The organism is Brevundimonas sp., assembly GCF_036677305.1.
Taxonomy (GTDB): Bacteria; Pseudomonadota; Alphaproteobacteria; order Caulobacterales; family Caulobacteraceae; genus Brevundimonas.
This window is the reverse complement of sequence record NZ_JAKFEB010000029.1, coordinates 1-10,396: the sequence shown is the minus strand read 5'-3', so window position 1 is coordinate 10,396 and position 10,396 is coordinate 1. Positions and strand designations below refer to the sequence as shown.

Below are 10,396 nucleotides of genomic sequence, written 5' to 3'. Positions count from 1 at the left end.
ACGGCACGAGCCTTGCGTGGCTCTGCCCGACGAATGGTCCGGGTGATTAGCTCAGTTGGTAGAGCAGCTGACTCTTAATCAGCGGGTCGTAGGTTCGAACCCTACATCACCCACCATCGTCCTTCCCCACATCCCCTACCGCTGAAGGTCTTGCCGCGGCGGGACTTTGCGGCCTCGCCCCAGGGCACCCGAAGGTCGCGGGGCCATCGATGAAGATCCGTGCGCGGAGGTCTGGCGCGTCATCCGCCCGGCTGCGGTCGGTCGCCGCAGCGCTCCTGACGGATCATCGCGGCCGTTGACACGACGCAGCGGGGGCCCCATCTTCGAGATCTAATGTGGAAATTCGCCGTACAATTGCGGAATACGCTTCATGCGGGACGTCTCGTCGCAGGCGCCTAGCCCCGAACTCACCTAAAGCGGAAGCTTAGAGTTTGGGGATCCACATCCGTTCCATTTAACTATTCCGGCCTCGAGCCCGCAGGATATTTCCCGCGCGCGTCCAAGACGGCCGGAACACTGTTCATCAGACATCGTTGTTCGCACCTTGATCAGAACGAGGGCGCGACCTCTAACGCGCCGCGCTCCCGTCGGGCCGCGCGAAACCTGGAAACCATCATGGCCAGCGCCAAGCAGAACGCGCCGCGAAAGCCGCGCATCCTCATCACGAGCCAGGACCTGGAAACGCTCCAGACCCTGCTCGATCACGCCCCCGCCCGAACCGCCGGGGTGGACCTCCTTGAACTGGAACTCGGCAGGGCCGTGGTCGTCGGCGAGTCATACAATGCCAGGCCGTTCTGCCGCCTGGGCAGCTGGGCGACCTATGAAGACGCCGCCGGCGGCCAGCCGAGCCGTATCCAGCTGGTCCTGCCGAGCGAGGCGGACATCGACCAGCAGCGGGTCTCGGTGCTGACCCCCGTCGGCGCCTGCCTCCTGGGGCTGACGCCGGACGCCGAGATCGAATGGCGCGACGACAGGGGTCGCCCCCACCGCCTCAGACTGGTGGAGGTGGCGAATGGCGAAGCAGCCGTCGAATAATCGGGCCGCGGGCCGACTAGACGCAGCGTGCGCGGAAGCCCTCGCCGCCGCGCGGTGGGACGAGGCCGACCTCTCGACCCGCCGGCCCGGCGCGGACGTCAGCGCCCTGCTGTTGGCAGAGGCCGCTGAATGCGCCCTGTCGCCTCTCGCCCGCGACCAGTTGCTGAGCCTGGCCATCGAACGGGTCGTCGAACGCGGCGACCAGGACGGACCGCTGCTGGGGCGCGAGGTCGACGCCGACGCGCGCGCCGCGATTGCCCGCCAGGTGTTCGCGCTCGGACCGAACCGGGCGTCCGCGACCGACGCCCTGGTGGAGTCCATTGAAGGCCGCCTTCTGCACCGCCTGGGGGACGAGACCGGCCCCTGGCGGCTCGCCGCCAGTCTGCGCGAGGACGCCGAACTGCATGAGATGCTGTGGGACCATCCGGCGATCCCGGCGGGCCCCGGAATCCGGCTGGCCATGCTCTGCGCGATCCCGCGGCTCAGGGACCGGGCGGATGAACTGATGGCGGCGGCGCCCGGCTGGCTCCGGGGTCTGGACAGGATGGCGGGCTGGGCTCGCCGCGGGAGAAGCGGATGAGAGAGCGCCACAACATCGTCGGCAGCGAGGTGGGCCACGACCGGCCGCCTGTCTATTTCCGCGCCGGACTCCCGCGCCGTTCACGCCGCGCCGGCGGTCGGATGCTGCTCCTGGCGACGGTCCTCCTGCTGGGCGTGGCCGGCGCCGCGCTGGCCTGGCTCGAACACAGCGCGACGAGCGACGGCGCTCCCACGCTCGGCGTCGGCCCCGCGCACGAGAGGCAGAAGGAATAGCGTTCGCCCCCCTGCGGAAAGTTGTTTCAAGAATACGCAGTCTTTGAATTCTTCGCTATATTTACCCGCAACGTACCCGTCATTCCGCCGCCCGTTTGGTTTGCTTGACTTTTCTCATCATTCACTCCATATAGAACATATGGACCAGCACCCGACCAGTCCGGCTCGACGCCCCGTCCGCCTCATCCCGAGCGTCTAGCCCTGTTCCGACGATAGTTCGGAACAGGGATGTCCCGAGCCATCGCGAGGCGCGACCGGCGCCTCAGGCGATTCAACTGAATTTCATCGATCCGGCGAGGCGGCGCAGGCGCGCCCCGACCGTATCGATGCTGGCCGCAAGGAATACCCGGATGGGCAAGAAGAGCCGCTCGAGTCGTGAGCCGAGGAAGCCGAAACAGGCGAAGCAGCCGGACAAGGCGGCGGACAGCCTGGCGCAGCTGGTGAAATCTCGCGCCGTCCCTCCCCTGGTGGGCGCGAAGTAGGCCCCGACGGGCCGGACCCGGCCCCCGGAGCGATCCGGGGGCCGGCTTTACAATGCCTCGCCCGACGCGGGTCCGGGCGACCTTACCCCTTTTTGCGGAGCATCCCGAGATGATGGAAATCGCCCTGGGCGTACTGGCCTGCGCCGTGTTCGCGGCGCTCGCGGTCGGAGCGGCGACCGCCGCCCTTCGGTCGGCGCGCGTCGACGATATAATCGGCGAGGTGTTCTCGCCGTGGATCTCCCATCCGTCAGGCGAAGCGGAGAGGCCGAAGGCGGAGGGCCGTCGCGATGTCCCGCCGCCGTCCGGGAGGGAAGCATAGGGAGCAGGTCGGATGCCGTGCGAACAACGGCGCCGGGCCTCGCGGGCAAATAGGCGCAGGCCCTCATCGGGTCCCGGGACGGGCGCGGGCCCTCAGGCGCCCGGCGCGGCGTCGGATATCGGCATCGACAGCAGGCGCGAGACCGCCTCGGTGAGGGTGTCGCTATGCAGGGGTTTGACCATGGTTTCGTCGGCCCCGAACACCAGCGCCATGCGCAACAACTGGCCGGCATCCATCCGTCCGCCCGACGAGATGGCGAGAATCCGCATGCGCGGGCGACGGCCGCGCAGTTCGGCGATGGTTTCAAGCCCGTCCTTGTTCGGCATGAGCATGTCCAGGATGACGAGGTCGAACGGGGTCTCGGCGACCAGTTTCAGGGCTTCGTCGCCGTCTCCGGCTTCCGAAACCTGGTGACCGGCCCCGGTCAGGATCTCACTCGCGATCATGAGAATGGTGGGGTCGTCATCGACGACGAGAATAGAGGCCATTGGAGACTCCGTTACTGTATTGCGCTGGCGACGGGGCGGGATTTCATGCGGCGACCCGTTCGTCGACGGGCAGGTCGGCGAAGTCGCACGGGCGGTGATAGAAATATCCCTGGATATAATGGACCCCCGCGGTTCTCAGGAACCGGAACTGGTCTTCGGTTTCGACGCCCTCGCAGACGATTTTCATGCCGAGGGCGCGGCCCACGCCGATCACGGCGTGGATGATGGCGGCCGAGGCCGTGTCGTCGCAGCAGCGGGTGACGAAGCTGCGGTCGATCTTCAGCGTTGCGAACCGAAGGCGCCTCAGGGACTCCAGGCTGGTGTAGCCCGAGCCGAAGTCATCCAGCGCCACCCCCACCCCCATCGCCTCCAGCCGTTCCAGCGTGGGGCGGGCGCGTTCGATGTCGAGGATCGCGGTCTCGGTCACCTCGATCTCGACCCGCTCGACCGGATAGCCCGTGCGGGCCGCCGCGCCGGCGACGCGATCGGCGAAATCCTCGCTCTGGAACTCGTCCGCCGAGGCGTTGATCGAAATCCGCAGGTCCTGCCGCTCGACGCCCTGCTGCATGGCCCGTTCAAGGACGAAGTCGGTCAGGCGGACGATCGCCCCCGCGGCTTCAAGCGCCGGCACGAATTCGTCCGGCCGGCGCTCGCCCCGCTCGGGGCAGGTCCACCGGACCAGGGCCTCGACCTTGCCGGCGAAGACGCCGTTCCGGTCCATCATGGGCTGGTAGACGAGCCGGAGGTCCCCGCGCTCGAGGGCTTCGTCCAGATCCTGGGCCACGGTGCGGGCCTTCGGAGAAATTGCCCCGGACTCGCCGGCGCGATCCTCAAGGGCGGACAGCGTCCGATCCAGCAGATCGGCGAGGCGGTCGACCTCGATCGACGCGCCATGCCCGGCGCGCGCCGCACTCTCGACCAGGGCCGACGCCTTCGCCACCGCCGAGGCCCCCAGACTCAGGCTCATGGATTTCAGGGCGTGCGCGGCCCGCGCGGCCTCGTCGTCGCTCCCGGCCGTCATGGCCTTGCGGAGGTCGGCCAGACGCAAGGGCGCATTGGCCGCATAGAGCCCTTCGATCTTGGCGACGAAATCCGGCCGGCCGTTGCGGGCCATGACGTCCAGTTCGGCCTGGACCACCGGATCGAACAGATCCGTGTCGACGTCCGTCGCCGGCGCCGCGTCTTCGGCAGGCGCGGCCTGTTCGCGCGTCGCCAGGCCGGCGCAGTGGAGACCGAGGGCCTCCGCGAGATCGCTCATGGTGAAGGGCTTGTAGATCACCCCGTCCATGCCGGCGGCCTGCCAGGCTCCGGCGGCGGTCCCGACCACATGGGCCGTCAGCGCCAGGATGGTCGCCCTGGGGCGGTCCTGGGCGGCTTCTTCGGCCCGGATGATCTCGGTCGCCTCGAACCCGTCGAGATTGGGCATCGAGCCGTCCATCAGGACCAGGTCGTAGCGATCGGTCCGCAAGCGCTCCACGGCCTGGAGACCGTCTTCCGCCAGGGTCACGGATGCGCCCAGCCGCGCCAGCGCCTCGCCGGCGACCTCGCGGTTGACCTCCGAATCGTCGACCACCAGCACCCGCGCGCCCGGGAACTGGACCGACATGAACGCCCCCGTGCGGCTTTCCGGCACGACGAGCGGTTCACCCGAATGAAGCTGCCGGGCGATCGCCTCCAGCTCGGTCCGACGCAGCGGCGTCTGAAGAACGCACGCCCCCGAAGGAACCTCGGCCTCGCCGGAGGCGATCAGAACCGTGGGAACCCCCGCGACGGCGCCGCCCGGCGCGCGGAAGGCCGCATCCGCCGCAGCCCCGTCCGCGACGACGTCGACGCCGAAGGCCGCGAGATAACCACGCAACGCGCGGCTGGACATGACGCCGACCCCGTCGACCGTGGCGGTCAGACGCCGGGATGGCGGCGCGACGACGACGCTGTCTACGGCGCTCGGCAGGGTGACGGCGAAGGCGAAGGTCGAGCCCGCGCCAGGCTTGCTCTCAAGCCGCCACTCGCCCCCCATGGCCTGGACCAGCCGGTCGCAGATCGTCAGGCCGAGGCCCGTGCCGCCATGTTTGCGCGTGGTGCTCTGGTCCGCCTGCGAAAAGGCCTGGAACAGACCGGGCAGCTTGTCCTCCGGTATGCCGGGACCGGTGTCATTGACGGCCAGAATATAGCCTTCCGGCCTGTCTGCGTCGGCCTCGATGCTGATCAGAACGCCGCCGGCGTCCGTGAATTTGATCGCATTGTTGGTCAGGTTGCCGATGATTTGCCGGAGCCTGGTCGGATCCCCGCAAACGCGCGGCAGGGCGGGATCGACATAGACGGCCAGATCCAGCCCCTTCTCGCGCGCGCGCTCCGTGAACAGCCCGGCCACGTCCTCGGCCGCCTCGGTCAGATCGAACTCGACATGCTCGAGGTCCAGCTTGCCGGCCTCCACCTTCGAGAAATCCAGGATGTCGTTGATGATCGACAACAGCGACTTGCCCGATTTGGCGATGACGTCCGCATACCTGCGCTGACGGGGCGCGAGCTCCGAGCCCGAGAGAAGTTCGCTCAGGGCGAGGATGCCGTTCATCGGCGTCCGGATTTCGTGGCTCATGACCGCGAGGAAGTCGGACTTGGCCGCCGTCGCCGCCTCGGCGACCTCCTTGGCCACCCGCAACTCGGCGGTGCGCGCCGAAACCTCCTGTTCCAGGCCCGCGACATGGGCCGCGATACGGTCGTCCCGGACCCTGATGTCCGCCATCATGGACCGGATCCCCGACGCGAGTTCGCCGACCTCGCCGTCGGCCGTGATCTCCGGGGCGCGGGTGAAGTCGCCCGATTGCCGGACCTCGTTGGTGAAGGCGGCCAGCTGGACGATGGGCGTGCTGATCCGGCGCGCCATCCGCATCGCGATCAGAAGTCCGGCCAGCAGCGCGACCCCGGCGCCCGCGAGACCGGTCAGGACCGCCGCGAGGATGCGCGACTTCAGCCCGGGGGTCTGGCTGAGAAGGGTGATCTCCCCCACCTGCGAACCCTGGCTGACGACCGGCACGGTCGTCTGCAGCGTGCCGCTGCGCAGCACTGACCAGAACGACGATCCGCTTCCCTGACCGACCGTGGCGTCCGAGGTCAGGCGGACGCCGCCCCCCGTCTCGGCGACCAGCCGGCCGCCTGGGCCGGTGATGCGGGCATAGGTGATATCGGGCATCTGACTGATCGAGCGGATCGCCGCGAACGTGCCGGCCGAGTCGCCCGACCGGACGGGATCCGCGGCCAGCGAAGCGATGACCCGGGCGGTCTGCGTCAGCCGTTGGGTCTCAAGGGCGGACTGGTCCCTGGCGTCGATCCACACCGCCAGCGTCGCGGTGACGACGCAAGTCGTCAGCAACGACGACAACACGAGTCCGATCAGTTTTCGGCGTATCGATCCGCTTGTGTACAGTTTCGGACTAAGCAAGTTGGAGCGCCCGGGTTGCGATATCAGCAAGATACAGACGCTTAATGACTCGTCCCTTAAGTTCACCGTGTCGGGACTAAAAACGACGGGGCCGACGGGCCCCGGAGGTACACAGTGGCTGAGTTTTTCTATGTGCTCGATGAGAGCGCGCGCATCCTGTTCGTGGACGACGATCCGATCCTGCGCGAGTTCGCACAGGTGAATCTGGCGTCCCCCGCAGCCAGTGTCGATGTCGCCGCGAACGGCGCGGAAGCACTTGAGCGGCTGATCGAAGGTTTCGACATCGTCCTGCTTGATCTCGAGATGCCGGTTCTCGACGGGTTCGACACGCTCGCCGCCCTCCGGGCCAACCCGCGCACCCGGGACCTCCCCGTGATCGTCCAGACAGGCCGCGAGGACGTCGAGGCCATCGATCGGGCGTTCCGGCTGGGAGCCACATCGTTCGTGACCAAGCCGCTGAACTGGCGGCTGCTCTCCTACCAGATGCTCTATGTGCTTCGCGCTTCGCGCGCCGAACGGAAAGCCGCCCCGGACGGCGTCGGCGCGGAGCGGGCCGCGTGACGGTGGTCGGTCGCATCCTGCGGAGGCTCGGCGCGCGCCTGCGGCGTTTGCGGTCGGACACCCGCGGCAACATCGCCCTCGGATTCGCCCTGATCGGGCCGACGGTCATCCTGCTGGGGGTCGGCGCCGTCGACCTTTTCGCCGTCCACACCGCCCAGACCCGGCTGCAGAGCATCGCCGACGCCGGCGCCCTGGCCGGCGCGCCGGCGCTCGCTCTCGCCACCGACGGCGCCGCGGCCAAGGAACGGGCGGCCGCCTTCGTCACGGGCGCGATGAGTGAATGGGCCGAAGCGCCGGACTTCGAGGGCACCTACGAGATCGTCAACCAGGGCGGTCAACGGGCGATCCACGTCGTGCTCAGGGGGCATCGCCCCTCCTTCTTCGCGAACATGCTGCCGCCGGGCGGGTGGAATTTCTCGGGCGACGCCACGGCGACCTCGCTGGGTCTGGTTCCCCTGTGCGTCCTGGTCACCGGAGGGTCCCAGACGAAGGTTCTGAACGTCAATGACACCGGTCGCCTGACCGCGCCGGCCTGCATGGTTCACTCCAATCGGGACATCCTGGTTGCGGGCGGGTCGATCACCGCCGCCGCCGTCCAGGCCGTGACCTCGGCGACCGGCGCGATCAGTCCATCGCCCGGCACCGGGGCGGCGCGCATCGACGATCCGTTCGCCAACCTGGACCTCACGCGAAACAGGGGTCTCGACTGCCCCATCGGCGCGCTGCTGGAACCGCTCAAGCTCGCCGTCGGCATCACCCGGCTTCGGCCCGGCGTCCATTGCGGAGGCCTCGAGATGTCGGGAACCGGCACCCTGATCCTGGAGCCGGGCGAGCACTGGTTCCTCGGCGGCAAGCTGGTGATCAAGGACACCGCGCGTCTCGAGGGCGACGACGTCGTGCTGTTCTTCGACAAGGCCTCCAAATTTGATTTCATCGACAGCGCCCTTGTGCGCCTGTCCGGCCGAACCACAGGTCCCTACGCCGGCATCGTCATGGCCGCGACACGCGACAATCCGCAGGACTTCATCATCTCCAGCGACAATGTCGAAAGCCTGCTCGGCGTCATCTATGTCCCGGCCGCGCGGCTGCTCGTCGAGGGCAAGGCCGATGTCGCGCGCGACAGCGCCTGGACCGTCATCGTGGCCAGGATGCTGCAGATGAACGGCTCTCCCTCGCTGTTCATCAACGCCAACTACAACGCCACCAATGTTCCGGTGCCGGAAGGGGTCGGCCCCCACACGGGCGGTTCCCGGCTTATCGAGTAACGAGGTAGCTCATGTCTGTTGAAGCAGAAAGCATCGCCGACCGGATCGACGGCAAGCTTCCGTCCGAACGGCGCGAGGCCCCGGGCGAGCGCCGCGGCCGTGATCGGCGGAAACCCGGCAGCCGCATCAACGAGAAGGCGCCCCGGCAGTCGCTCCTCAAGGCTGTCGGCGCCTTCGGCGTGGTCTTCAGCGTCGCCGCCCTTGTCCTGACGCTGCTGGGGGCGCAAATGCTGGACCTGTCCGTCGCCATCGCCGTCATCGGTTTCGAAGGGGCGGCGCTGATGACCTCGGCCCTCCTGCTCGCGCTCGGTTCGATTGAACTCAGGCTGGTGGAAATCCGGCTTGAGTTGATGATGGCGAATGGCGGGATGCGGGGCGAGGACCGCCGCGGGGATGATCGGCGCGAATAGCGCCAACCTGGGCGACCATCTCGCAACATATTCATTTTGTGGAACTTTCTCAATCTATGACGACCCCGGAAATGAGCAGCGAAGACATGGAGCTTGACCGGCAATGGCGCGCCCGGTTCGGCCAGCCGCTGCCGATGCTGGGCTGCGCCGACATCGTCCGCCAGATTCTGGAAGCCGCCCCGGCGGAACAGGCCGAAGCGGCCTGACGCGACCCGCCTTCCCTCGCCCCTCCATCCTGCCTAGGCTCACGGCTTCTTCGCGGAGGGGGTTTGGCATGCGGATCGGCCAGGGCACGGTATTGGCGGCGGTTCTGACTCTGGCGCTGGCGGGGTGCGCGACCGCGCAGGAACCGCCGCCGGCCCTTCCCACGCCGTTCGAGGCCGTCGATCCCTTCATCGGCACCGCCGGCAAGGGTCACACCTTCCCCGGCGCCGTCGCTCCGTTCGGCATGGTGCAACTGAGCCCCGACACCGACTACCGGCCGTTCCGCCAGTCCTATGACTGGGCCTCGGGCTACCGCTTCGACGACCCGACGATCATGGGCTTCTCCCACACCCATTTCTCGGGCACCGGCCATTCCGATCTCGGCGATGTGCTGATCACGCCCATCTCGGGCGAGATCAAATGGGATCCCGGCGCGGCCGACCAGCCCGGTTCGGGCTACCGCTCGCGCTACAGCAAGGCGTCCGAGACCGCCGAGCCCGGCTATTACGCCGTCAGCCTGACCGACTCGGCCGTGCGCGCCGAACTGACGGCGGGCGTCCGCGTCGGCCTGCATCGCTACAGCTTCCCCCGCGGCGCGCCGGCGCGGGTGCTGCTCGATTTCCGCAACTCCATCTACGACTACCCGGGCAAGGTGCTGTGGTCGCGCATCCGGCTGCATCCCGACGGCACGGTCACCGGCTTCCGTGAGACGCGCGGCTGGGCCCCTGCCCGCCAGATCTATTTCGCCATGCGTTTCTCGCGCCCCATGGTCGGCCATGAGCTGAAGGACCGGGACGAGGCCATCCCCTACAACGGCTTCCGCCAGCCCGGCCGCACCCCCGCCGACCGCGACCAGGTCCAGGGCCGCCAGCTCGAGGCCGCCTTCGATTTCGGCGAGATCGCGGGGCCGCTGCTGGTCAAGGTCGCCGTCTCCTCGGTCGATGAAGCCGGGGCCATCGCCAATCTGGAATCAGAGGGCGGCGATTTCGACTTCGACGGCGTCCGCGCCGCCACCCGGGCCCGGTGGGAAGAGGCGCTGGACGTGGTCCAGATCGAGGCCGCGCCCGAGATGCGGACCACCCTCTATACCGCCCTGTACCACGCCCTGATCGCGCCCTCGGTCCACGGCGACGCCGACGGCCGCTGGCGCGGGCCGGACCAGCAGATCCACCAGTCCGACTTCACCGTCCATTCGACGTTTTCGCTGTGGGACACCTTCCGCGCCGAGCACCCGCTCCTGACGCTCGTCGCCCCGCCGGCGCGCAACACCGACATCGTCAACTCGCTGATCGCCGCCCAGCAGGTCAGCCCCTACGGCATCCTGCCGGTCTGGTCGTTCCACGGTCAGGAAACCTGGACCATGATCGGCTATCACGCCGT

At 68.2% G+C, this 10,396-nt stretch carries 11 protein-coding genes and 1 tRNA gene; 10 read left to right on the top strand and 2 right to left on the bottom strand.

The annotated features are described in order from the left end of the window. Positions 1-40: 40 nt before the first annotated feature. From V6M42_RS02050 to V6M42_RS02030, 5 genes are all read left to right on the top strand, one after another. Positions 41-116 (top strand) — tRNA-Lys (locus V6M42_RS02050). 499 nt (positions 117-615) lie between these two features. Further along, positions 616-1,035 (top strand): GreA/GreB family elongation factor, encoded by a 420-nt coding sequence (locus V6M42_RS02045; RefSeq protein ID WP_332658833.1) that lies wholly within the window; start codon positions 616-618, stop codon positions 1,033-1,035. Then, positions 1,013-1,615, top strand: coding sequence for a hypothetical protein (locus tag V6M42_RS02040; protein WP_332676800.1), 603 nt, complete (start codon positions 1,013-1,015; stop codon positions 1,613-1,615). Before V6M42_RS02045 ends, V6M42_RS02040 begins: the two co-directional genes overlap by 23 nt. Continuing rightward, positions 1,612-1,848, top strand: a complete 237-nt coding sequence (locus V6M42_RS02035) for a hypothetical protein (protein ID WP_332658835.1) — start codon at positions 1,612-1,614, stop codon at positions 1,846-1,848. The genes V6M42_RS02040 and V6M42_RS02035 overlap by 4 nt, the downstream gene beginning before the upstream one ends. Before the next feature lie 591 nt (positions 1,849-2,439). Then, positions 2,440-2,649, top strand: a complete 210-nt coding sequence (locus V6M42_RS02030) for a hypothetical protein (protein ID WP_332676798.1) — start codon at positions 2,440-2,442, stop codon at positions 2,647-2,649. Between the two features lie 92 nt (positions 2,650-2,741). Here the strand turns inward: V6M42_RS02030 and V6M42_RS02025 are convergent, their stop codons facing one another. Both V6M42_RS02025 and V6M42_RS02020 read right to left on the bottom strand, forming a co-directional pair. Beyond that, a complete protein-coding gene (locus V6M42_RS02025) occupies positions 2,742-3,137 on the bottom strand; it encodes a response regulator (RefSeq protein ID WP_332658837.1) in 396 nt (131 codons plus the stop codon). Positions 3,138-3,180: 43 nt separating this feature from the next. After that, the gene (locus tag V6M42_RS02020) at positions 3,181-6,519 is read right to left on the bottom strand and encodes an EAL domain-containing protein (RefSeq protein WP_332676797.1); all 3,339 of its coding nucleotides are present in this window, start codon (positions 6,517-6,519) and stop codon (positions 3,181-3,183) included. Between the two features lie 171 nt (positions 6,520-6,690). Between V6M42_RS02020 and V6M42_RS02015 the strand changes: the two genes are divergently transcribed. The 5 genes from V6M42_RS02015 to V6M42_RS01995 form a co-directional block, all read left to right on the top strand. After that, entirely contained in the window at positions 6,691-7,137 is a 447-nt protein-coding gene (locus tag V6M42_RS02015; RefSeq protein WP_332676794.1) for a response regulator, read from the top strand. After that, positions 7,134-8,402, top strand: coding sequence for a pilus assembly protein TadG-related protein (locus tag V6M42_RS02010; protein ID WP_332676792.1), 1,269 nt, complete (start codon positions 7,134-7,136; stop codon positions 8,400-8,402). Before V6M42_RS02015 ends, V6M42_RS02010 begins: the two co-directional genes overlap by 4 nt. Before the next feature lie 11 nt (positions 8,403-8,413). Continuing rightward, positions 8,414-8,812 (top strand): hypothetical protein, encoded by a 399-nt coding sequence (locus V6M42_RS02005; RefSeq protein WP_332676790.1) that lies wholly within the window; start codon positions 8,414-8,416, stop codon positions 8,810-8,812. Positions 8,813-8,883: 71 nt separating this feature from the next. Beyond that, positions 8,884-9,018 carry a DNA methylase gene (locus V6M42_RS02000; RefSeq protein WP_332658842.1) on the top strand — a complete coding sequence of 45 codons (135 nt, stop codon included), beginning with the start codon at positions 8,884-8,886 and terminating at the stop codon, positions 9,016-9,018. A 68-nt stretch (positions 9,019-9,086) separates the two neighbouring features. Next, on the top strand, positions 9,087-10,396 hold a 1,310-nt coding region (locus V6M42_RS01995), incomplete at its 3' end, for a GH92 family glycosyl hydrolase (protein WP_332676788.1).